The 20,374-nt window shown below is 69.3% G+C and carries 20 protein-coding genes and 1 tRNA gene; 12 read left to right on the forward strand and 9 right to left on the reverse strand.

Going from position 1 to position 20,374, the window contains the following annotated elements; translation table 11 throughout:
* Window positions 1-4 precede the first annotated feature (4 nt).
* Complete coding sequence (locus DPR14_RS21415) at window positions 5-1,234, forward strand: sensor histidine kinase (protein ID WP_158046954.1); 1,230 nt, start codon at window positions 5-7, stop codon at window positions 1,232-1,234.
* A 16-nt stretch (window positions 1,235-1,250) separates the two neighbouring features.
* Here the strand turns inward: DPR14_RS21415 and DPR14_RS21420 are convergent, their stop codons facing one another.
* From DPR14_RS21420 to DPR14_RS21445, 6 genes are all read right to left on the reverse strand, one after another.
* On the reverse strand, window positions 1,251-1,859 hold the full coding sequence (locus DPR14_RS21420; protein ID WP_158046955.1) for a PqiC family protein: 609 nt from the start codon (window positions 1,857-1,859) through the stop codon (window positions 1,251-1,253).
* Between the two features lie 3 nt (window positions 1,860-1,862).
* Complete coding sequence (locus DPR14_RS21425; protein WP_158046956.1) at window positions 1,863-2,849, reverse strand: MlaD family protein; 987 nt, start codon at window positions 2,847-2,849, stop codon at window positions 1,863-1,865.
* A gap of 31 nt (window positions 2,850-2,880) precedes the next feature.
* Window positions 2,881-3,675 (reverse strand): ABC transporter ATP-binding protein, encoded by a 795-nt coding sequence (locus tag DPR14_RS21430; protein WP_158046957.1) that lies wholly within the window; start codon window positions 3,673-3,675, stop codon window positions 2,881-2,883.
* 1 nt (window position 3,676) lies between these two features.
* Window positions 3,677-4,843: an MlaE family ABC transporter permease gene (locus tag DPR14_RS21435; RefSeq protein WP_158046958.1), complete on the reverse strand. Its 1,167-nt coding sequence runs from the start codon at window positions 4,841-4,843 to the stop codon at window positions 3,677-3,679.
* Window positions 4,844-4,972: 129 nt separating this feature from the next.
* Window positions 4,973-5,272 (reverse strand): type 2 periplasmic-binding domain-containing protein, encoded by a 300-nt coding sequence (locus DPR14_RS21440; protein WP_158046959.1) that lies wholly within the window; start codon window positions 5,270-5,272, stop codon window positions 4,973-4,975.
* Window positions 5,269-5,907, reverse strand: a complete 639-nt coding sequence (locus DPR14_RS21445; protein ID WP_192499078.1) for a transporter substrate-binding domain-containing protein — start codon at window positions 5,905-5,907, stop codon at window positions 5,269-5,271. The genes DPR14_RS21440 and DPR14_RS21445 overlap by 4 nt, the downstream gene beginning before the upstream one ends.
* Before the next feature lie 119 nt (window positions 5,908-6,026).
* Between DPR14_RS21445 and DPR14_RS21450 the strand changes: the two genes are divergently transcribed.
* Window positions 6,027-8,585, forward strand: a complete 2,559-nt coding sequence (locus DPR14_RS21450; protein WP_158046961.1) for an ATP-binding protein — start codon at window positions 6,027-6,029, stop codon at window positions 8,583-8,585.
* Complete coding sequence (locus DPR14_RS21455; RefSeq protein WP_192499079.1) at window positions 8,534-8,899, forward strand: response regulator; 366 nt, start codon at window positions 8,534-8,536, stop codon at window positions 8,897-8,899. Before DPR14_RS21450 ends, DPR14_RS21455 begins: the two co-directional genes overlap by 52 nt.
* Window positions 8,900-8,902: 3 nt before the next feature.
* On the opposite strand, the gene DPR14_RS21460 is transcribed toward DPR14_RS21455, so the two are convergent.
* A complete protein-coding gene (locus DPR14_RS21460; protein WP_192499080.1) occupies window positions 8,903-10,525 on the reverse strand; it encodes a bifunctional metallophosphatase/5'-nucleotidase in 1,623 nt (540 codons plus the stop codon).
* 151 nt (window positions 10,526-10,676) lie between these two features.
* On the opposite strand from DPR14_RS21460, the gene DPR14_RS21465 reads away from it, so the two are divergent.
* From DPR14_RS21465 to DPR14_RS21475, 3 genes are all read left to right on the forward strand, one after another.
* Window positions 10,677-12,089: an alanine/glycine:cation symporter family protein gene (locus tag DPR14_RS21465; RefSeq protein WP_158046964.1), complete on the forward strand. Its 1,413-nt coding sequence runs from the start codon at window positions 10,677-10,679 to the stop codon at window positions 12,087-12,089.
* A gap of 121 nt (window positions 12,090-12,210) precedes the next feature.
* Entirely contained in the window at window positions 12,211-12,528 is a 318-nt protein-coding gene (locus DPR14_RS21470; RefSeq protein ID WP_158046965.1) for an EthD family reductase, read from the forward strand.
* A 183-nt stretch (window positions 12,529-12,711) separates the two neighbouring features.
* Window positions 12,712-12,894: a hypothetical protein gene (locus DPR14_RS21475; protein WP_192499081.1), complete on the forward strand. Its 183-nt coding sequence runs from the start codon at window positions 12,712-12,714 to the stop codon at window positions 12,892-12,894.
* Window positions 12,895-13,070: 176 nt separating this feature from the next.
* Here DPR14_RS21475 and DPR14_RS21480 read toward each other — a convergent pair.
* Window positions 13,071-13,144 (reverse strand) — tRNA-Gly (locus DPR14_RS21480).
* 98 nt (window positions 13,145-13,242) lie between these two features.
* Window positions 13,243-13,830 carry a GNAT family N-acetyltransferase gene (locus DPR14_RS21485; RefSeq protein WP_158046966.1) on the reverse strand — a complete coding sequence of 196 codons (588 nt, stop codon included), beginning with the start codon at window positions 13,828-13,830 and terminating at the stop codon, window positions 13,243-13,245.
* Between the two features lie 395 nt (window positions 13,831-14,225).
* Between DPR14_RS21485 and DPR14_RS21490 the strand changes: the two genes are divergently transcribed.
* The 6 genes from DPR14_RS21490 to DPR14_RS21515 all read left to right on the forward strand — a co-directional run bounded on the left by DPR14_RS21490 (window position 14,226) and on the right by DPR14_RS21515 (window position 20,328).
* On the forward strand, window positions 14,226-16,013 hold the full coding sequence (locus DPR14_RS21490) for an ABC transporter permease (protein WP_158046967.1): 1,788 nt from the start codon (window positions 14,226-14,228) through the stop codon (window positions 16,011-16,013).
* Window positions 16,010-16,780, forward strand: coding sequence for an ATP-binding cassette domain-containing protein (locus DPR14_RS21495; RefSeq protein ID WP_158046968.1), 771 nt, complete (start codon window positions 16,010-16,012; stop codon window positions 16,778-16,780). The genes DPR14_RS21490 and DPR14_RS21495 overlap by 4 nt, the downstream gene beginning before the upstream one ends.
* Before the next feature lie 114 nt (window positions 16,781-16,894).
* Window positions 16,895-17,287 (forward strand): Co2+/Mg2+ efflux protein ApaG, encoded by a 393-nt coding sequence (gene apaG / locus DPR14_RS21500; RefSeq protein ID WP_158046969.1) that lies wholly within the window; start codon window positions 16,895-16,897, stop codon window positions 17,285-17,287.
* A 215-nt stretch (window positions 17,288-17,502) separates the two neighbouring features.
* Window positions 17,503-18,138, forward strand: a complete 636-nt coding sequence (folE, locus tag DPR14_RS21505; protein WP_228435521.1) for a GTP cyclohydrolase I FolE — start codon at window positions 17,503-17,505, stop codon at window positions 18,136-18,138.
* A 76-nt stretch (window positions 18,139-18,214) separates the two neighbouring features.
* Window positions 18,215-19,660, forward strand: coding sequence for a TrkH family potassium uptake protein (locus DPR14_RS21510; RefSeq protein ID WP_343038668.1), 1,446 nt, complete (start codon window positions 18,215-18,217; stop codon window positions 19,658-19,660).
* Between the two features lie 44 nt (window positions 19,661-19,704).
* A complete protein-coding gene (locus tag DPR14_RS21515; protein WP_158046971.1) occupies window positions 19,705-20,328 on the forward strand; it encodes a helix-turn-helix transcriptional regulator in 624 nt (207 codons plus the stop codon).
* Window positions 20,329-20,374: the final 46 nt, after the last annotated feature.

A 20,374-nucleotide genomic window follows, 5' to 3' on the forward strand; every position in this document is an offset into this window, starting at 1 on the left:
CTGAATGATGCATCCGCCATGCACCGACCGGAAGCGCCCCGAAACCGAAGGCATCCCCGCCGTCGTTCCTCCGCTGCCGTTGAATGAACCGGAGCGGCTCGAAACCCTGCGGCGCTATGCGCTGCTCGACACGCCGCCGGAGGCCGCCTACGACCGGATGACGCGCCTCGCGGCCCGGCTGCTCGGCACCCCGGTCTCGCTGATCAGCCTGCTCGACGACACGCGGCAGTGGTTCAAGTCGCGCCATGGATTGGATACGCCGTGGACCGGGCGCGACCTGTCTTTCTGCGCCTATACCATTCTCCAGGACGACGTCATGGTCGTTTCCGACGCGCTCCGTGACGAACGGTTCGCCGACAACGCGCTGGTGACCGGTGAGCCCGGCATCCGGTTCTACGCCGGCGTGCCCCTCAGGACCGCCGACCACCTGGCCCTCGGGTCCCTGTGCGTCATCGACCACGTTCCCCGCCACGGTTTCGGAGACGAGGAGAAGTCGGTCCTGCGGGATCTGGCCGACATGGTCATGCACGAGATCGAGGCCCGGCACGCGGCCGACGTCGCGAACCGGGAGATCGAGGAACGCCGCAGGGCGGAGACCGCGCTCGCCGCGGCGCTGGAGGAGAAGGAGACCCTGCTCCGCGAGATCCATCACCGGGTCAAGAACAACCTGCAAAGCCTGTGGGGCCTACTCCAGATCGAGAAGTCGAAGATGGCTGACGGCCATGCGAGGGAGCGGATGGACGCGGTCAGCCAGCGCATCAACGTGATGGGCAGCATCCACCGGCAGCTCTATGCCTCGCCCAACCTCGCCCGGATCGACCTCGCCGCCCATCTCGATGAGTTGTGCCGAAGCCTGATGGACCTGCACGACCGGCCGGACCGCGTCAGGATCCTGATCGAGGCGGATCCCCTGGATTGCACCCTGGATACCGCGATCCCGCTCGGCCTGATCGCCAACGAGGTGATCTCCAACAGCCTGAAGCACGCCTTCCCGGGCGAGCGGAGGGGAACGGTGCGGGTGACGCTGCGCCGCCTGCCCGATGTCGACCGCCGCGCCGGTCCGGGCGAACTGCTTCTTGCCGACGACGGCGTCGGCATGCCGCGGACCGCCGGCGTCGAGGACCCGGAGGGCATCGGCATGATCCTGATACATGCCCTGGCCAAGCAGATCGAGGCCGGCGTCTCGGTCGAGCACGGCCGCGGCCTCGCCGTCCGGATCCGTTTCGCCGAATGACGCCGATCCCGCCGGGTCATTTCCGGGCCGTGACCCGCTTGATCCCGGCGGCGATGTCCCGGCTCAGGGCGTTCACCGCCCGGTTCATGGCGGCGACCGTGGCCCCGTAGCCCTCGCCCTCGACCGATTCCACGTACCGCGCCCGGGCTCCCGCCCTCTCCGCCTCGGTCTGCCCGTCGAGCACGCTCCAGTAGGCGTTCAGCACGACGTTGCCGGAAGCGTCCCGCTCGAACGACGTGACGTCGATGGCGACGGTATGGGCCAGCGGCTCGCGCCGGCGCAGCGGCAGCACGAAGACGTTGTCGCTGGGCAGCAGGCCGCGCAGGTTGTCCGCCACCACACGGGTTATGTCGCCCTGGAGCCGCTGGCCCCAGCGGTTGCCCCGGCTGACCTGGATGGTGTTGGCGCTGGACCGGGTCACGATCTCCGGCCGGTCCAGGTACTCGGGGAGGTTGGCCTGCTCGACGCCGATCGCCGGACCGCGCGCCGCGGCCGGCGACCCCGGCCCGGTCGCGGACTCGCGCGGCAGGGAACTCAGGACGTGCAGGTCGGGGGGCGGCAGCGTCTCGGCGCAGCCGGCGACCAGCGGGACCAGCAGCAGCAATCCCCAGTGAAAACGTCTCATGGTCTATCTCCCCAGCAGCAGGGCGTTGGGATTGCGTTCCAGCGTCTCGGCGAAGCCGCGCAGCGAGCGGGACGCCACCGCCAGGTTGCGCATCGACGTCTCGAGGTCGGAGCGGATCGGCGAGTTGCGGGAAACCAGCTCGTTGGTGTTGTTCAGCATCGTCTGGGCCTGGGATACGGCCTGCTCGACGCTCTGCGACGTGGTCCGCAACGAGGTGACCAGGGGAACGAACTCGCGGTTGGCGGTGCCGATCAGCCCCTGGAGCTCGGCCATGGTGGATTGAAGGTCCTTCTGCACCTGGGCCAGGGTGTCGGATCCCGTGGTGAAGGTGCTGCGGGCCGCCGCCATGGTGGTCTCGAACTCGCGCATGCCGCCGGCCATGGCCGCCAGGGCCTCGCCGATGTCGGGCGACGACAGCAGCCTGTCCACGTTGGACAGGGTGTTCATGGCCGTCCCGACCATGTCCTGGATCGGCAGCTGTTCGATGTTGCGCCGGACCACGTCCAACGTGGACGGAACGGTCGGGATCTCCTCCACGTCGGGGTCGGCGCCGACCAGCGTGGCGGGCGTGTCGGGCAGCAGGTCCAGCTCGACCATCAATTGCTGGGTCACGTAACTCTGATAGACCAGCTGGGCCCGCAGGCCCCGCTCGACCATGGCGCTGTAGCTGATGTCCGGCGCCTTGCCGTTGGGCAGTCCGGTCCATTTCGTCCGGTCCGGATCGAACCGGATGTATGTCGGGATGCGCGCGGTCAGGTCCCGGCTGTCGATCACCAGGTCCACCCGGGTCACCGAGCCGACCCGGACGCCGCGGAAATTGACCGGCGCCCCGACATACAGCCCGTTGACCGATCCGTCGAAATAGATCACCGCCGGCGCCTGGTCCCGCCTCAGGAAACCGCTGCCCAGCGCCACCAGGGCGGTGACGAACAGGGCGATGGCGCCGAGCACGAACAGCCCGATCAGGCGTGGATTCGCCTTTCTATTCATGGAATTCTCCCGGCGAAAAGCGGCTTCGTCCTCATGGCTGGGCCTCCTCTAGCTCGCCGCGGCTCAGGAAGTCCCGCACCGAGCGGTGGCGGCTGTGCTCCCGCAGGCGCCGGGGATCGCCCCCGTCGATCGCGGTGCGGCTTTCCGCGTCCAGGAAGACGGAATTGTTCGCGATGGCGAAGATGCTGGCAAGCTCGTGGCTGACGATCACGACGGTGGCGCCCAGGCTGTCGCGCAGTTCCAGGATCAGGTCGTCCAGCCGGCGCGAACTGAGCGGGTCCAGCCCGGCCGACGGCTCGTCGAAGAACAGGATGTCGGGGTCGAGCGCGATCGCCCGCGCGAGCCCGGCGCGCTTGCGCATGCCGCCGCTGATCTCCGACGGGTAGAAACCCTCGAACCCGGCGAGCCCGACCAGCGCCAGCTTGAGCGATACCAGCTCGTCGATCTCCGCCGGTTTCAGCTTCGTGTACTGGGACAGCGGCACCGACACGTTCTCGGCCAGCGTCATGGAACTCCACAGCGCGCCGCTCTGGAACAGCACGCCGAAGCGCCGGCTCATCACCGCCCGCCGCTCCAGGTCGGCGGCGGTGAAGCTCTCGCCGTCGTAGCGGATGTCCCCGGCCGCCGGCTCGACCAGTCCGATCATGTGCTTCAGGAGCGTGCTCTTGCCGCAGCCGCTGGCGCCCATGATCACGAAGATGTCGCCGGTCGGCACCTGGAAGCTGACGTCGCGCTGCACGACGAAGCCGTCGAAGGCCATGGTCAGCCCTTCCACCGCTATCCTGGGCACGGTTCCCCCGGGCACGGAAGATCCGGGATCGCTCATGTCAGATCCCCAGCAGGTTGGTCATGACGGCGAAGACCGCGTCGACGACGATTATGAACACGATCGAGGTCACCACCGCCGAGGTGGCGGCGACCCCGACGGCCTGGGCGCTTCGCCCGGCCTGCATGCCGCGGAGCGCCCCGGCATAGGCGACCAGCATGCCGAACACGATGCTCTTGACGAAGCCGACCCAGAAGTCGGCCATGCTGAGCGCGCCGATGGTCTGGATGATGTAGGCGTTGCCCGACAGGCCCAGCATGGCGACGCCGACGATATAGCCGCCCAGCAGGCCCAGGAAGCAGGAATAGATGAACAGCAGCGGCATCATCAGGGCCAGCGCCAGCACCCGGGGCAGCACCAGGAAGTCGATCGGCGAGATGCCGATGGTCGACAGCGCGTCGATCTCCTCGTTGCCCTGCATCGTGCCGAGCTGGGCGGCATAGGCGGCGCCGGTCCGGCCGGCCAGCACGATGGCTGTCATCAGGGCGGCCATCTCGCGGGTCATGGCAAGGCCGACCAGGTTGGCGACATAGATGTCCGCGCCGAACTGCTGGAGCTGGATCGCGCCGACGAAGGCGACGGTCAGCCCGACCAGCAGCGAGACGATGGTGACGATGGGCAGCGCCTGCGCCCCGGCATCCTGGATCGCCTGGAGGAAGTCGACCCGGCGGAAGCGGGCGCGGCCGACCAGCATCCGGCCGAGCCCCAGCATGATCTCGCCCAGGAAGCTCACCGCCTGGTCGGCACCCCGCAGGTTGTCGAGCACCGCGCGCCCGACCCTGACCGGCAGCGTCGCGGCGGCGCCGCCGCGCGCCGCGTCCGCCTTGACCGGCACCGCGCGGGCGAGCGCGATCAGCCGGACGACCCCCGGCGGCAGCGCCCCGGCGTCGAACGCGACCTCGCGGGCGGCGCACAGGTCCCGCACCTTCAGCAGGTAGCTGACCAGCGCGCTGTCCCAGCCCCGCAGGCCGCCGTCCTCGCAGACGAGCGTCCGGACCCGGCCCTCGCCGAGCAGGGCCTCGATGTCCGACGTCCCGGCGAGGCCGTTGGCGATCCGCCAGTCGCCGGACAGCACGAGGGCCAGGCGCCCGGCATCGCCGGGGCGCAATTCCACCGCGTTGCCCCGGCCGTCGTCCCGGGACCTGTCCTGTCTGGTAACCGCCGTCATCGCACTCCGTCCGAACTCGGGCCAGCAGGCCGGGAGCCGGGCGCCTTCCGTTTCGTCCGGTTATCTGAACGAAGGAGGTGGACGCCGATTTGTTCCCGGGAATCGGGAAAAACCACGGTGCCGCCCGGATCAGCGGGCACAGAGTTCCGCCGTCGTCGCATCGGGCAACTCCGCCGCGGAGACGCCGAACCGCGCCACCACGTCCAGATGCTCCGGCGTGCCCAGGAACGACCGCAATTCCCGGTCGAAGGCCTCGACCAAGTCGGCGTCCTCCTTGCGGAAGCCGAAGGCGCCGTGCTCGGCGGGCTTGGCCGCCTGCCGCGCCGTCGGCCGGAACGGCTGCGCCACTTCCAGGATCTTCGGCTCGCGTTCCACCACCGCCCTGACGGCGGGCGCGCCGGCCGCCAGGGCATCGACCCTCCCGGTCACCACCCGCGCGCGGCGGCGGCCACGTTGGGGAAGATCGCGAGCTGGCTGTCGCGAATCCCCGCCGCCTGGGCATGGCTTCGCTCGATGGTTCCGGCCACGACGCCCAGCCTGACCGACGGGTCCTTGGCGATATCGTCGTAGCTGTGGATGTCGCGGGGGTTGCCGGCGCGGACCGCCAATCCTTTTCCCAGATGGTTGACGGCGCGGTAGGTCGGCGCGGAGAACGCGATCTGCCGGCAGCGCTCCGGCAGGACGTACATGCCGGATGCGATCACGTCGAAAACGCCGGCCCTCAGGTCGCGGATCAGGGCGGCGAACTCCACCTCGACCGCCCGGATCTCCCGCACCCCCAGGCGGGCGAAGACCCGGCGGGCGACCTCCGGGGCTTCGCCGGTGACGCGCCCGTCCGGGAGCCGGTAGGAGAAGGGAGGCAGCGGCGCGTAGCCGATGCGGACGGTCCGGGTTCGCATGATCCGGTCCAGCGTTTCCCCGGCCCGGGACGACGGAACCGGCAGGATCGGACCGGTCAGGATCAGACCGAGCAGGATCGGCAGGAATGCCGCGGTCCGCCTGCCGGACCAGCCCGCCGGAGCCCCGCCACCGCTTGATTTCCCCGACCGGCAACGTGCGATCATGATTGACCCCCGCAATCGGTACAATTTAAGGATGGTTAACCCGAGCATCATAGTGCCATCATGGATAGAGCCGCCATCACCCAGGTTAATCGATACAGGATAGGAACAGGCCGCAGCCCATGAAGCGCGTCCGACTTCCCACGATGTTGCTTGCGGCCGCGCTGCCCATCGTGCTCTTCGCCGCAACCATGACGGTCCTGTTCGACCGCCAGCAGACACGGTCCTGGGAAGCGGTCATGCATCAGGCCACCACGGCCGCGCGCGCAACCGTCGACGAGCGCGTGACGACGATCCGGATCGCGCTCGAGACGCTGGCGACATCGGGCTGGTCCGCTGACCGTCGGCGCGCCGACTTCCCCGCGCAGGCGGAGCGCGTCCTGGCCATGCGCCCGGACTGGATGGCTCTCCGGCTCACCGCGCCGGACGGCGGGATCGAGGCCGACGTGCGCCGCGACGGTCTCAAGATCCCGCGGGCCGCCGGACCGGACGAGGCGGACACCGGGATCGCGGCGGTCTTCCGCTTCGGCGAGCCGCAAGTCAGCGGCATCCTGACGGATCCGGCGCGGATCGTCGAACCGGTCTTCGCGGTCAGCGTCCCCCAGTTCGGCGGGAACGGGGTCGAGCGCGTCATCACGGCCTATGTGCGCGCCTGGACGATCAACCAGGCCCTGCGCGACCAGGGCGTCACTCCGGGGTGGCGGATCGCCGTGCTGGACGAGGACGCCAACCTGATCGCCCGTACCCTGTCGGAGGATCCGCGCGACCCGGGCATCGGCGGCCCGCCGGACGCGACCCTGCTGGACGGGCTGCGAAGCGGGCTGCCGATGTTCCACGCGACCAACATCCTGAACGAGAACCTGTACACCTCCTCCGCCATCTCGGGCCTGACCGGATGGACCATAGCCCTCGGCATGCCGGCGACGCTGGTCGACCTGCCGGCCAAGCGGACCCTGTCGGCGGTGGTCGGCGGCGGTATCCTGGCGGTGGCTCTCGCGCTCGGGATCGGCTGGATGCTGGCGCGCTCCCTGATGAAGCGCAGCGCCGCCGAGCGGCGCCTGCTCCAGCTGGAACTGGCCCAGGCCTCGAACGAGCGCACCGCGGCCATCCTGGAAAGCACGACCGACGGAGTCTTCGAGGTCAACCCGGGCTGGCGCATCATCTTCATCAACAGCCGCGCCCGCGCCCTGCTCACGGGGGGCGTCGACGTCACCGACAGGCTGCTGTGGGACGTCCTGCCCGACGCCGACACGACCGCCTTCTGGCACGAGTACCATCGCGTCGCCACGGAGCGGGTCCCGGCGGAGTTCGAGGAGTTCTATCCGGCCCTGGGGGCCTGGTTCTATGTCCGGGCGTTCCCCCTGCCCGACGGCGGCATCGCCGTCTATTTCCAGGACGTGACCGAGGGCCGCCGCGCCCGTGACGCGCTGGCCGACAGCGAGCGCCGCTACCGGTTCCTGGCCGAGAGCATCCCCCAGATCGTCTGGACGGCGACCCCGGACGGTGGGGTCGACTATGTCAACGGCCGGCTCAAGACCTATCTGGGAGCGCGGGAGGAAAGCTTCGCCGACGGCTGGAGATGGCTCGAAAACCTGCACCCGGACGATGTCGAGAGCACCCGGCAGTCCTGGAAGCACGCCCAGACCGACCTCGTGGTCTATGAGCACGAGCACCGCTTCCGCCGCCACGACGGCATGTACCGGTGGCATCTGGCCCGCGCCCTGCCGATGCTGGACGAGACCGGACAGGTCGTGAAATGGTTCGGCACCTCCACCGACATCCATGACCAGAAAGTGCAGCAGGAGGCGCTCCAGGCCGCGCGCGACGAGGCCGAGCGCGCCCGCGGCGTCGCCGAGCAGGCCGACCTGGCCAAGAGCAGGTTCCTCGCCGCCGCCAGCCACGACTTGCGGCAGCCGATGCAGTCGCTGTTCCTGTTCGCCGACAGCCTGCAGGCGCATATCGCCGATGCGGAAGGGGCCGACAAGCTGCTGCACCTGCGGCGCGGCCTGGACGCGCTAAAGGTCCTGCTGGACGGGCTGCTGGACATTTCGCGGCTGGACGCCGACGTGGTCGAGCCGACCGTCGAGGACGTGCCGCTGGACCCGTTGCTCGATCAGGTCGGAAGCGCCTACGCCAAGGTGGCCGCGGCCAAGGGCCTGTCGTTCGAGATCCGCGCCTGCGGCGGCACCGTGCGCACCGACCGCACCTTGCTCAGCCGCATCCTGAACAATCTGCTGGAGAATGCCGTCCATTATACCGAAGCCGGCCGGATCAGGATCGACTGCCGCCGGACCGGCGACACGGTCCGGATCGAGGTCCAGGACACCGGCATCGGCATTCCGCCCGATCACATGGAAGACATCTGGACGGAGTTCCACCAGGTCGGCAACCCGGAGCGCGACCGGAACCAGGGGCTCGGCCTCGGGCTGGCGATCGTCGATCGCCTCGCCCGCCTGCTGGGCCACCGGGTGGACGTCCGGTCGGCCCTGGGCCGGGGCTCCGTCTTCAGCATCGAGCTGCCGGCCGGCGCCGCCGTGGAAACTCCGGCCGCCGCTCCCGCCGCCCCGGTCGCCCCTGCTCCGGCCCCGGCCTCCGCCATCCCGCCGCCATGGGGAGGCGGCGCTATGCGGTGCTGGTGGACGACGACGCGATCGTCCTCCTGGGCCTCCAGAGCATCCTGAAGGACTGGGGCTACGACGTGCTGGCCGCCGGATCGACGGATCAGGCGCTGGAGCGGCTCGGGACCGCGAACCGCAAGCCCGACATCATCGTGGCGGACTACCGGCTGCGCGGCGGCCGGGTCGGCACCGAGGCGATCCTCCGGATCCGCGACCTGTTCTGCAGCGACATTCCCGGCGTGATCCTGACCGGCGAGACCGGGCCGGAATGCGCGCAGGACGCCGCCGCCTACGGCTTCAGCATCGCCCACAAGCCGATCACCTCGCATCAGCTCAGCCTGGCGGTGGAGAGACTGCTCAGCAACGCCGCGGACTGACCGTCACGGCGTCCGGGTGATGCGCCCCTCCACTTGCGGCATCACCGGGCCGTGCGCCTTGATGTATTCGGCGACCACCATTTCCAGGTTGGGGCCGTAGTCATAGGCGTTGGCGGCCTTGGCGAACAGGGCGTAGCCGTCGCCGCCCGCGCGCACGAAGTTGTTGGTCGCGACCTTGTAGGTCGCCGCGGGGTCGAGCGGCCGGAAGCTGCCGTCCGGCTCGCGCACGTCCACCGACTGGATGCGCGCGCCTTCCGGCTTGGCGGGATCGAACGAATAGCGCAGGCCGGCGACCTGCGGGAAACGCCCGGTGCCCGACATGGTCTTGTCGTGCGCCTTGGACACCCCGCCCTCCAGGCTCGCGCGGAGGTCGGCGCCGCCGATCTCGAACGTGGCCAGGGTATTGGAGAAGGGCAGCACCTCGATCACCTGGCCCATGGTCACCCGGCCGGCCGGGATGCCGGCCCGGATGCCGCCGCCGTTCTGGACCGCGATGCGGGTCCCCTGGTCGCGCGTCGCCCACAGCATCGCGTCGGCGATCAGGTTGCCCAGGTTGCATTCGCCGAACCGGCAGGCGTCGCTGGTGCCGACCAGCTCCACGCCGGCCTCGCCGACCGGCTGCCGGCGGAGCTCGGCCAGCGGCACGTTGAGCTGGACGATCTTGTCCTGCACCGCGGGGTCTTGCGCCACCTCGGCCCCCAGGGAGATCGGCCCGCCGGTCCACGCCGTGGCGACGCCGGATGCGTCGAAGGTGACGTCCAGCCGCCCGAGATGGGTGCCGTAGGCGCCCGCCTGGACCACCAGGGCGGGGGCGCCCGACGGGGTCCTGACGACGGTCGGATAGGGGCCGGCGGCCTTGTCGTTGCCGGTCTCCAGGAAGCTGTGGCTGTGCCCGCCGACATAGACATCCACGCCGTCCACCGCCGCGGCCAGCGCCTGGTCCTCGGCGTAGCCGATATGGGTCAGCGCGATGATCTTGTCGACGCCGCGCGCCTTCAAGTCGGCGACCGCCCGCGCCAGGGCGGCGGCCTCGTCCTGGAACGCCACGGTCGGGCCGGGGCTTGACGTGATCGGGGTATCGGACGTGGTAAGGCCGATGACTCCGATCCGCTGCCCGCCCTTCTCGACTACGGTGGACGGCTTGTAGCGGCCCTCCAGGCCGGGCTCGCGCGAGCTGTCCAGGTTGGCGCTCAGCACCGGCCAGGACACCGCGTCCAGATAGGGGCGCAATCCCGCCGGGCCGTCGTCGAACTCGTGGTTGCCCAGCGTCTGGGCGTCGGGGTTCAGCATCCCCAGCACCGTCTGGACCGCGCCGTGCTTGAAATGGGTGTAGAAGAGGGTTCCCTGGAACTGGTCGCCGGCATCGAGGAACAGGGCATCGTCGCCGCGCAGCTCCCGGAGCTTCGTCCGCAGGCGGGCGGCGCCGCCGACGCACTTGGCGGCCGATTCGTCCTTCGGCGTGCAGAAGCCGCCGGTGGAGGTCACCTGGTCGTACCGGGCGTGCACGTCGTTGACGTGCAGGATGCGCAGCTGGAACTCTGCGGCTCCGGCCGCCGCGGGCCAGAGGGCGGTTGTTCCGAGCAGGGTCAAGAGCCCTGCCCCAAGCAGAGCGGTTTTCGTCGCCATCGTCGCATGTCCCTCCGGAAGATCCCGGCCCCGAAGCCGGCCCCCAACCTTTTGCACGATCGTGCGTTCAGTCTTCAAGAAGAACTCTCCCGGACTGCCCTGCCGGCTTCGGCCGCAATGCTGATTCGAGCCCAAACCTGAAAGGCCTGCCATGGAAAGTGTCGATGCCGTGCTCGGCGCACTCAACACCGTGATCTGGGGGTACCTACTGATCTATGTGCTGATCGGCGCCGGGATCTATTTCACCGTGAAGACCAGGTTCCTGCAGTTCCGCCGGTTCGGCCACCTGTTCAGCGTGATGTCCGGTTCCCGCCACTGCGAGGGCGGCGGCATATCGCCGTTCCAGGCCTTCTGCGTCAGCATGGCGAGCCGGGTCGGCACCGGCAACATCGCCGGCGTCGCGATCGCGCTGACCCTGGGCGGACCGGGGGCCGTGTTCTGGATGTGGTGCGTCGCCCTGGTGGGCATGGCGACCGCCTTCGTCGAGGCGACCCTGGCGCAGCTCTACAAGGTGCCGCAGCCGGACGGCACGTTCCGCGGCGGCCCTGCCTATTACATCCAGCGCGGACTGGGTTCCCGCGCCTGGGGCATCGTGTTCGCGGTGCTGCTGATCTTCACCTTCGGGCTGGCCTTCAACGCGGTCCAGGCGAACACCATCGCCGACGTGCTGGGCGAGAGCTTCGGGCTGCCGACCTGGGTGACCGGCGTGGCGCTGGCGCTGTTCTGCGCGCCGATCTTCTTCGGCGGCATCCGCTCGGTCGCCCGGGTGGCGGAATGGATGCTGCCGGTCATGGCGCTGGCCTACGTGGCGCTGGCGCTGCTGATCCTGGTGATCCACATCGACCGCGTGCCGGACATGTTCATGCTGATCGTCCGTTCCGCCTTCGGGCTGGACCAGGCGGCGGCCGGGGCCTTCGGCGGGCTGACGGTGGCGCTGATGAACGGGGCCAAGCGGGGCCTGTTCTCCAACGAGGCGGGCATGGGAAGCGCCCCCAACATGGCGGCCACGGCGACGACGACCCATCCGGCGACCCAGGGCTTCATCCAGGCGCTGGGCGTCTTCGTGGACACCATCGTGATCTGCTCGGCCACCGCCTTCATCATCCTGCTGTCGAACCAGTACGACGTGACCGGCGCCACCGAGATGGCCGGCGCCAGCCTGACCCAGTCGGTGATCGCGGAGGAGTTCGGCGCGGCCGGCGGCCTGTTCATGACCTTCGTGATCTTCCTGTTCGCCTTCTCCTCGATCATCGGCAACTACGCCTATGCCGACGGCAACATGACCTTCCTGGGCGCCCGGATCAGCACCTTCAACATCTTCCGGATCGTCGCCCTGCTGGCCGTGCTGGGCGGCTCGATCGGCGAACTGCCGACCGTCTGGGCGCTGGCCGACGTCGCCATGGGCCTGATGGCGCTGGTCAACCTGGGAGCCATCCTGATGCTGTCCAAATGGGCCTTCGCGACCCTGGCCGATTACGAGGCGTCGGAGGAACGGGGACTGCCCCATTTCGAGGCCAGCGGCAACGCGTTGATGCCGGGCGCGCTGAAGACGGAGGTCTGGTAGGTGCTACGGCCCCCGCATCAGGCGGCGATGCTGCTTTCGTCCCGATTGACAGGAATCGCCGTCACCGCCACCGTGCGGACACGACAATAACAACCAATGACGAACCGGGAGGAATCGACCCATGTTCACGCTGGCCCTGCTGCTCTACCGGAAGCCCGGCACCACCACCGAGCAATACCAGACCTACTGGCACGACGTTCACGGCCCGATCGCGGCGAAGATCCCCGGCCTGCGTGGCTACGTCCAGAAGCACGTCCAGCCCGACGCCGAAGGCAACGTGCCGGTGGACGGCATCGCCGAACTGACCTTCGACAGCGCCGACGCCCAGCAGGCCGGCTTCGCCTCCCCGGAGGGCAAGGCCGCGTTGGACGACGTCGCCAACTTCGCGGACACGTCGCGGGTGGTGGCCTTCCCGGTGGAGGTGCGGCGGATCGTTTAGCGGTCGGCCGGGGGCTGGGGCGGTCCTGGGGAGGGGAGGTCGCGGCGTTGGGCCGCGGGGGGGCTCCCCAGTACGCCGGATTTGATTGCAAGCGGGCACCTCCCGCTTGACGATCACACCGGAGTTGCTGAAGGACTCCTGGTCGAAGGTGTACGCGATATTGAAGGAACGAGGAGTGCTGTGATGACCACGCTTCGCATCGGCATCACAAGCTATGAGCAGATGAAGGCCCGGACCATGGCCATCGCGCGGGGCGAGCTTCGTCCCGGTCCCGACGAGCCCAAGGTCTGGTTCACCTCCATGGATTCCCTCGCGAATGTCTTGTCGGAGGGCAACCGGACACTTCTGCGCCAGATCAGCATGTAAGAATACGGCGTGAAGTTCGCCTTCCCGATCTACCCTGGCTTTTTCGCCCTCATCCACACACGCGAGAAGAGTGGAAAAGCGCTCCTGGGCGCTGTGATCGCCTGAAATCCGGACCGTCACCCCTGAAGACGGGATGAGCCGAATCTTCAAATTACTGTATTTGAGGGGTCTCGATTTGGAGCGGGTGAAGGGAATCGAACCCTCGTCGTAAGCTTGGGAAGCTTCTGCTCTACCATTGAGCTACACCCGCAACGCCCTTGTTTATAGGGCATCGCCGCCCCCGATTCAAGGCGGCGATTCACTCCCCCGTACTGGCCCTCGTACAGACCCTCACGTAGCCCCGCGCACTCACGCCGGCGCGTTCAGCAGCCGCCACTCCCGGGCATAGGCCGGCGCGCCCGCGCCCTGCCGGGCGGCGATCTCCGGGGCCAGCATCGGCCGGGGCTCGGCGAGCCAGCGGGTCAGCATGCCGGAGACTCCGGCGAGCGAGCCTTCCACCAGTTCCAGCGCCAGGAAGCGGTCCAGGTCCACCGGGCCGGGCAGGCTCATGGAGAGCGTCAGGTCCCGGGTGAAGCCGAAGCGGCCATAGTAGGGCGCGTCGCCGACCAGGACGACGCTGCGCCAACCGGCGGCCGAGGCCCGGTTGAGGCTCTGGCGGATCATCTGGGCGCCCAGGCCGCCGCTCCGCATGTGCGGCGCGATCGCGATGGGGCCGAGCAGGATGGTCGGCACCGTGCCGCCGATCAGGATGGGCCAGTAGCGGATGGTGCCCACGACGGCATCGTCCTCCAGCGCCACCAGCGACAGGCCGGGGACGGGGTCGACGCCTTCGCGCAGGCGGTAAACGGTCTTGCCGGCCCGTTCGGGGCCGAAGGAGAGGTCCAGCAGGGTGTCGATGGCGGCGGCGTGATGCGGCTGCTCGATCGCAATGTTCATTGAGGCTTGTGATCCCGGCGGCAGGAATTGGGCAGAGAGGCTGTGACGCCGTGCCGCCGATGCCGGGGAGGAAAACTCAGGGGTTCAGCCTGTCATCCCATGGGCATCAGCACGCGGCGTGAGGACTGCTTCGCTTGCGACAGCGCAAGCCGGCATCCTTCGTCGTCGTAGGGCGTGCTGGGGCAACATGGGGCTGGGGTTACCCATACAGTTTCGATGGACGCTGGATATAACACCCCACCCCTTCCGGTTAAAGCAGGAAATTGGTCATGAGACATCATGGCCCCACATCGATCAAACCGGCGTGATCGGGACGCCACATCCATGACTTCCGACTGACTCGCGGGTTGCCATGGGATACCGTCCGGCACGGCTGAAAGGACCCGATTCAAGGCATGACGACAGGCGAAAGGATCGATATCGCGCCCGCCCCGGCCGCTCCCGCCGCACCCGCCGCCCCTGTCCCGGCAGCGGCCCGGCGGCGGCGCAGCCGGCTGGAAGCGGTGCCGGCGGTGACGCTCGTCCTGTTCCTCGGGCCGATCGCCGCCGGGCTGGCCGGCACCTGGGCGCCGGCCTTCGGCTTCCTGCCCGCGCTGGGCGGGACCGAGCCGACGCTCGACCCGTGGCGCGGGCTGATGGCGGCGCCGGGGCTGGGCGGCGCCGTGCTGCTGTCCGCGGGAACGGGGCTGGCGGCGACCCTGCTGTCCTTCGCCATCGCCCTGTGGTTCTGCGCCGCGTGGCACGGCACCCGCACCTTCTCCGCCTTCCGGCGGCTGCTCGCCCCCCTGCTGGCCCTGCCCCACGCCGCCTTCGCGATCGGGCTGGCCTTCCTGATGGCACCCAGCGGCTGGATCGTCAGGCTGCTGTCGCCCTGGGCCACCGGCTGGACCTTTCCGCCCGACCTGGCGCTGGTCAACGATCCCCGGGGATTGGCGCTGGTGCTGGGGCTGATGGTCAAGGAAGTGCCGTTCCTGATGCTCATGATCGTGGCGGCGCTCGGCCAGACGCCGGCGGACAAGTCGCTGGCCGTCGCCCGCAGCATGGGTTACGGCCCGGTCACGGCTTGGCTGAAGGTGGTGCTGCCGCTGGTCTACGCGCAGGTCCGCCTGCCGGTCTACGCCGTGCTGGCCTTCTCCCTGTCGGTCGTGGACGTGGCGCTGATCCTGGGGCCGGGCACGCCCCCGCCGCTGGCGGTGATGGTGCTGCGCTGGTTCTCCGATCCCGACCTGGCGCTCCGCTACCAGGCGGCGGCGGGCGCCTGCCTGCAACTGGCGCTGGTGGCGGCGATGATCGCCCTGTGGCGGCTGGGCGAGGTCGCCGCCGGATCGGCCTGCCGGGGCTGGCTGGTGTCCGGGCGGCGCGGCGGCTCCGGGCGGGCGGCGCGGGCGGTCTCGGCCGGGCTGGCCGCCGGGGTGGTGGCGGTCGCGGTCGGCTCCTCGGTCGGGCTCGGCCTGTGGTCGGTGGCGTCGCGCTGGCGCTTTCCCGACGCCCTGCCCGGCGGCTGGACGCTGGAGACCTGGACGCGGGCGCTGCCCGCCCTGGCGGGACCCGCCTGGACGACGCTGACGGCCGGGCTGGCCGCCGCCGGAATAGCCCTGGTCCTCGTGCTGGGCTGCCTGGAGAACGAGCAGCGGTCGGGGCTTCGGCCGTCGGCGCGCGGGCTGTGGCTGCTGTACCTGCCGCTGCTGGTGCCGCAGATCGGCTTCCTGTTCGGAACCCAGGTGCTGCTGGTGGCGGCCGGGCTGGACGGCACCTGGCCGGCGCTGGTGTGGAGCCACCTGCTGTTCGTGCTGCCCTATGTGTTCCTGACCCTGGCCGATCCCTACCGGGCGCTGGACGAGCGCTACGCGCGGGCGGCGGCATGCCTCGGCGCCTCGCCGGCCCGGGTCTTCCTGCGGGTCAAGCTGCCGCTGCTGCTCCGCCCGATCCTCGCCGCGGCGGCGATCGGCTTCTCGGTCAGCGTCGCCCAGTACCTGCCGACCCAGTTCGCCGGGGCCGGCCGGCTGCCGACATTGACGACCGAGGCGGTCGGGCTGGCGGCCGGGGCGGACCGCCGGCTGATCGGCGTCTACGGCTTCGCCCAGGCCGCCTTGCCCCTGGCCGCCTTCGCCCTGGCGCTCCTGGTGCCGGGGCTGTCCGGAAGGGTGCGCCGGATCGGGACCGGGAAAGGCAGGCGGGCATGAGGGCGGGCCTGGGACCGGATAACGAACACCGGCTGGAGCTCGACGGGGTCGGGCTCAGGCTCGGCGGGCGGGAGCTGGTCCCGCCGCTGTCGCTGACCATCCAGGGGGGCCAAGTCGCCGTGCTGATGGGGCCGAGCGGCAGCGGCAAGTCGAGCCTGCTGGCCCATCTGTGCGGGACCCTGGACCCCGCCTTCGAGGCCGCCGGGCGGGTGGTGCTGGACGGCACCGACCTGGCCGGGTTGCCGCCGGAACGGCGCCGGGTCGGCATCCTGTTCCAGGACGACCTGCTGTTCCCGCACATGAGCGTGGCGGAGAACCTGGCGTTCGGCCTGCCGCCGGGCGTTCGCGGGCGCGCCGAGAGGCGGGCGGTGGTCGAGCGGGCGCTTGCCGAGGCCGACCTCGCCGGGTTCGGCGGGCGCGACCCCGCGACGCTGTCGGGCGGCCAGCGCGCCCGCGTGGCGCTGCTGCGGACCCTGCTGGCGGAGCCGGCGGCCCTGCTGCTGGACGAGCCCTTCGGCAAGCTGGATGCCGCCCTGCGCGGCCGTTTCCGCGCCTGGGTGTTCGACCATGCGCGGCGGCGGGGCCTGCCGACGCTGCTGGTCACCCATGACCCGGCCGACGCGAAGGAAGCCGACGGGCCGATCGTCGATCTTGGGGCGGGGGAACCCGGGGCGGGGGAACCCGGCAATTCGCCCGATGGGACGCCCGATGCAGTGCCCGATACGGCTATGGATCGCATACCAGGGTACGTCGTTAAGCGGGCGTAAACGCAAAGGGACGTAGAAACGGGATGGATACGCTCCTGGACAAGGAGGAAAGCACGGAGTAATTTTTGTTTCGCTGCCATTTCGATATAACCGACGCCCGGTCGCGAGCCCACCATGTACAGTCAGACAACCCGCTCGATCAGGGTTTCCGTAAAGCCGACCTTCCTGGAAGAGCAGTCTTCGCCGGCGGAGCACCATTTCGTCTGGGCCTATCATGTCCGGATCGAGAACACCGGGGGCGAGACCGTACAGCTGCGCAACCGCCACTGGCGGATCACCGACAGGTTCGGCCGCGTGCAGGAAGTCCAGGGGGCCGGCGTCGTCGGGGAACAGCCCGTGCTGGAGCCGGGAGAGAGCTTCGAATACACCAGCGGCACCCCGCTGACCGCTCCCTCGGGCATCATGTCGGGCAGCTATCAGATGGAAACCGCGCGTGGCGAGAAGTTCGACGTGACCATACCGGCCTTCTCGCTGGACAGCCCCCACGAGACTGTCCAACTCAACTAGCAGCCATACCCTGCAGCGCCGCCCGGCGGAGGGTCGGCCGTTCCGCGGATCTTGAAACGCGCGAACGGGACGCCACCTCGCTGTCCATGCGGAACCGGTTCCCGCCCACGCACGACGGTCGGGGGACGACAGTGCGCGACACAGCGAACCGGGACAGAACCGACCATCGAAAGGTACCCGTCGTGAGTGCATCGAAGCCCCTGGCTACGGATAATATCGTCCGCGGCCCTTCCCACCATCGGCGCAGCGCCCCCGGGATCGCGCGTCCAAGCCGTGCCGAAGCCGAACAGGCCGTCCGCACCCTCCTGCTGTGGGCGGGAGACGATCCCGACCGGGAAGGCCTGCTGGGCACGCCCGACCGCGTGGTTCGGTCCTACGAGGAGTTCTTCGCCGGCTACGGGGTCGATCCGGTGGAACTGCTCCAGCGCACCTTCGAGGAGACCGACGGCTACGACGAAATGGTCGTCCTGAAGGGCATCCGGTTCGAATCCTACTGCGAACACCACATGGTGCCGATCATCGGCAAGGCGCACGTGGCCTATCTGCCCAATCACCGCGTCGTCGGCATCAGCAAGCTGGCCCGCGTGGTCGAGGCCTATGCCAAGCGCCTCCAGATCCAGGAGAAGATGACCTCCCAGATCGCCAACACGATCGAGGAGGTCCTCCAGCCGCTCGGCGTCGCGGTCGTGCTGGAAGGCGAGCACCAGTGCATGACCACCCGCGGCATCCACAAGCCCGGCGTCAACATGGTGACCAGCCGGATGCTGGGCGCCTTCCGGACGGACCCGTCGACCCGCCGGGAATTCCTCGCCATGATCGGCAGCCCGTCGGGCAACGGTATCGGCGGCTGATCCCGGAAGCATATAGCAGTATGATGAGGGCGCCACGGCAACGCGGCGCCCTTCTTCAATACCGGACCTTGGCCCCTTGGATTTCCGCCCCGTCTTCTTCGTCCTCGGCATCCTGCTGTCGACGCTGGCCTTCAGCATGCTGGTCCCGATGCTGGCCGACCTTTCGATCGGCCACCCCGACTGGCAGACCTTCGCGATCTCGGCGGCATTGACCCTGTTCGTCGGCGTGTCCCTGCTGCTGACCAACCGCATGCCCGAATTCACGCTGTCGATCCGGCAGGCCTTCCTGCTGACCACGCTCTCCTGGATGGTGACCGCCGCGTTCGCCGCGGTGCCGCTGATGCTGGCGGAACTGGGGCTCAGCTACACCGACGCCTTCTTCGAGGCGATGTCGGGCATCACGACGACCGGCGCCACCGTGATCGTCGGGCTGGATCTGGCCCCGCCGGGCATCCTGCTGTGGCGCGCGCTGCTGCAATGGATGGGCGGGATCGGCATCATCGTGCTGGCGCTGTCGGTGCTGCCCATGCTCCAGGTCGGCGGGATGCAGCTGTTCCGGACGGAGTCCTCGGAGAAATCGGACAAGGTGCTGCCTCGGGCCGCCCAGCTGGCGACCTGGATCGGCCTGATCTATCTGGGATTCACGGTGCTCTGCGCGGTCGGCTACCGGCTGGCCGGGATGCGCTGGTTCGACGCCTTCGCCCATGCCATGACGACCATCGCGACCGGCGGCTTTTCCACCGCCGACGCGTCGGTCGCCTTCTTCGACGATCCGATGATCGAACTGGTGGGCATCGTCTTCATGCTGGCGGGCGCGCTGCCCTTCGTGCTGTATCTTCGGGCGCTGCGGGGCGACCTGCGGCCCCTGCTGTCGGACCGGCAGGTCCAGTGGTTCGCCGCCGTGGTCACCGCGGCGGTCGGCATCATGACCGCGCACCTGTGGATCGAGCGCGACTACGAACCGCTTGCCGCGCTTCGGCTGGCGGCGTTCAACGTCGTGTCGGTGATCACCGGGACCGGGTACGCGACGTCGGATTTCGGGACCTGGGGACCGTTCGCCGCGGGGCTGATGTTCTTCCTGATGTTCGTCGGCGGCTGCGCCGGCTCCACCTCCTGCGGGATCAAGATCTTCCGCTTCCAGGTGCTCTACGCCACCGCCGACGCCCAGATGCGGCGGCTGATCCAGCCGCACGGGGTCTTCATCGCCTACTACAACGGCAAGCCGATCCCGGAGGCCGTCTCGGTGTCTGTGATGAGCTTCTTCTTCCTCTACGCCCTGTGCTTCGTGGCGCTGTCGCTGTCGCTCCAGCTGCTGGGACTGGACTACCTGACGGCGATGAGCGGCGCCGCCACCGCGATCAGCAATGTCGGCCCCGGCCTGGGGCCGGTGATCGGGCCGAGCGGCACCTTCGCGCCGCTGCCGGACGCCGCCAAATGGGTCCTGTCGGCCGGGATGCTGATGGGGCGGCTGGAACTGTTCACCGTCCTCGTCCTGCTGACGCCGGCCTTCTGGCGCCGGTGAGGGAATGGGGATACAGTTCCCCCGTCCCTGGCAGGATCAAGGAAATGCTGGAATTCGGACGCTCCCTGCGCCGGCTCCGCCGGCTGAACGGGATCAAGCAGGAACACCTGGCCGAACTCGCCGGCGTGACCCAGGCGACTGTATCCCGCTGGGAATCCGGGCAGCACCGGCCGACGCCGGAGCAGGCGGCGCGGCTGCTGCCCCTGCTGGAGGCTCGCCTGAACCCGGCGGGCGACGCCATGCTGAAGCGGCTGGTGGAAACCTCCGCCCTGCGCATCCATCTCGTGTGCGACGTCAGCCACCGGCTGTTGGCCGTGTCCCAGGGGCGCCGGCGGGAATGGGAGAACGACGCGCGGGACCTCTACGGGGAGACCCTGTGGCCCTTCGCGTCCGACGGCATCCGCGACGGCGAGGCGCGCCTGGGCGAGCTGGGCTGGTACGAACCGGTCGCCCGCGCGATCGCCGGTTGGACCGACTTCAAGCACTCGGGCGTGATCCGCATGGGTCCGGGCATGTGGCTGTGGGAGCGGGTCCAGCTGAGCGACGGCCGCTTCGCCCGGATGGTCACCACGATGCCGCTGGAGGATTTGCGGCGCGGGGTGCCCGAGGCCCGCATCGTCTCCCTGCCGCCCGGAGCGCCTTCCGGAGCCGAGGATCAGGTCGTATGATTTATACGTCGGCCCAGGCGGGGGTGCGGCGGTAAGCTCGCCTTCT

Origin of the sequence: Skermanella pratensis, assembly GCF_008843145.1 — a bacterium.
Lineage (GTDB): Bacteria > Pseudomonadota > Alphaproteobacteria > Azospirillales > Azospirillaceae > Skermanella > Skermanella pratensis.

Bases quoted from the DNA above. Each gene is read 5' to 3' on its own strand.
- DPR14_RS21445 (WP_192499078.1), bottom strand. From the start codon at position 5,907: ATGATCGCACGTTGCCGGTCGGGGAAATCAAGCGGTGGCGGGGCTCCG.
- DPR14_RS21450 (WP_158046961.1), top strand. From the start codon at position 6,027: ATGAAGCGCGTCCGACTTCCCACGATGTTGCTTGCGGCCGCGCTGCCC.
- DPR14_RS21425 (WP_158046956.1), bottom strand. From the start codon at position 2,849: ATGAATAGAAAGGCGAATCCACGCCTGATCGGGCTGTTCGTGCTCGGC.
- DPR14_RS21430 (WP_158046957.1), bottom strand. From the start codon at position 3,675: ATGAGCGATCCCGGATCTTCCGTGCCCGGGGGAACCGTGCCCAGGATA.
- DPR14_RS21490 (WP_158046967.1), top strand. From the start codon at position 14,226: ATGACGACAGGCGAAAGGATCGATATCGCGCCCGCCCCGGCCGCTCCC.
- DPR14_RS21415 (WP_158046954.1), top strand. From the start codon at position 5: ATGATGCATCCGCCATGCACCGACCGGAAGCGCCCCGAAACCGAAGGC.
- DPR14_RS21435 (WP_158046958.1), bottom strand. From the start codon at position 4,843: ATGACGGCGGTTACCAGACAGGACAGGTCCCGGGACGACGGCCGGGGC.
- DPR14_RS21485 (WP_158046966.1), bottom strand. From the start codon at position 13,830: ATGAACATTGCGATCGAGCAGCCGCATCACGCCGCCGCCATCGACACC.
- apaG (WP_158046969.1), top strand. From the start codon at position 16,895: ATGTACAGTCAGACAACCCGCTCGATCAGGGTTTCCGTAAAGCCGACC.
- DPR14_RS21515 (WP_158046971.1), top strand. From the start codon at position 19,705: ATGCTGGAATTCGGACGCTCCCTGCGCCGGCTCCGCCGGCTGAACGGG.
- DPR14_RS21470 (WP_158046965.1), top strand. From the start codon at position 12,211: ATGTTCACGCTGGCCCTGCTGCTCTACCGGAAGCCCGGCACCACCACC.
- DPR14_RS21495 (WP_158046968.1), top strand. From the start codon at position 16,010: ATGAGGGCGGGCCTGGGACCGGATAACGAACACCGGCTGGAGCTCGAC.
- DPR14_RS21460 (WP_192499080.1), bottom strand. From the start codon at position 10,525: ATGGCGACGAAAACCGCTCTGCTTGGGGCAGGGCTCTTGACCCTGCTC.
- DPR14_RS21465 (WP_158046964.1), top strand. From the start codon at position 10,677: ATGGAAAGTGTCGATGCCGTGCTCGGCGCACTCAACACCGTGATCTGG.
- DPR14_RS21475 (WP_192499081.1), top strand. From the start codon at position 12,712: ATGACCACGCTTCGCATCGGCATCACAAGCTATGAGCAGATGAAGGCC.
- DPR14_RS21420 (WP_158046955.1), bottom strand. From the start codon at position 1,859: ATGAGACGTTTTCACTGGGGATTGCTGCTGCTGGTCCCGCTGGTCGCC.